1 protein-coding gene is annotated in these 1,083 nt (G+C 68.9%); it reads left to right on the forward strand.

Going from position 1 to position 1,083, the window contains the following annotated elements:
- Positions 1-78: 78 nt before the first annotated feature.
- Positions 79-1,083, forward strand: a 1,005-nt coding sequence (locus FKP22_RS31350; RefSeq protein ID WP_141292060.1) for a bile acid:sodium symporter family protein, incomplete at its 3' end; no start/stop codon positions are given.

The following is a 1,083-nucleotide window of genomic DNA, read 5'->3' on the forward strand; positions in this document are numbered from 1 at the left end:
GGCTTGGCGGAGGAGCGGCAGTTGCCCGTGCCTTTGGCGCCTAGCCTAACCGGTCTCGCAGACCGACTGTTCCACCGCATGACCGCTTCCCGCCCGCTTCCCCGCCGCCCTCGTTTCGCCGCCCAGCGCGGCAAGGTCGATGGCTTCATGCTCGGCATGCTGGCCGCCGTGCTGCTGGCTTCGGCCTGGCCGGACCTGGGCCGCAGCGGCGGGCTCGTGCATGCCGACCAGCTGGGCAACATCGGCATCTTCGTGATCTTCTTCCTGCACGGCACCGGCCTGTCCAGCGAGAGCCTGCTGCATGGCGCCTCGCGCTGGCGGCTGCACCTGCTGGTGCAGCTGTGCACCTTCGCGCTGTTCCCGCTGTGGTGGCTGCTGCTGAAGACGCTGCTAGGCAGCATGGTGCCGCCCGAGCTGGTGCTGGGCTTTTTCTACCTTGCGGTGCTGCCGTCCACCGTGTCCTCGTCGGTGGCGATGACCGCGCTGGCGCGCGGCAACGTGGCCGCGGCGGTGCTGAACGCCAGCTTGTCCACCTTGATCGGCGCGGTGCTCACGCCGCTGCTGGCCAGCCTGGTGTTCACCGGTGCCAACGGGCAGGGCATGGCGCTCGGCCACACGATGCTGAAGATCGCCCAGATGCTGCTGCTGCCGTTTGCGCTGGGCCAGATCGCGCGGCTGTTCGCCGCGGCCTTCTTCAAGAAGATCAAACCCATCACCACGCTGGTGGACCGCGGCGTGATCCTGCTCTTGGTCTGGTGCTCGTTCAGCGACTCGGTTGCCGATGGCCTGTGGCGCAACCACGGCTGGGGCCTGCTGGCGATGACGCTGGTCGGCGCCGCGCTGTTCCTGTTCCCCATGCTGTGGTTCACCCGGCGCGTGGCCCGGGCCATGGGCTTTCCGGTGGCGGACGAAATCGTCGCCGTCTTCTGCGGCTCGAAGAAGACGCTGGCCTCCGGCGTGCCCATGGCCCGCCTGCTGTTCGCCGGCAGCCCCGCGCTGGGCATCGTCGTGCTGCCCATCATGGCCTACCACCAGCTGCAGCTCTTCGTCTGCTCGTGGCTGGCCCGGCGTTATGCGGCGCGG

The sequence above is a fragment of the Ideonella azotifigens genome (assembly GCF_006519715.1).
GTDB lineage: Bacteria > Pseudomonadota > Gammaproteobacteria > Burkholderiales > Burkholderiaceae_C > Ideonella > Ideonella azotifigens.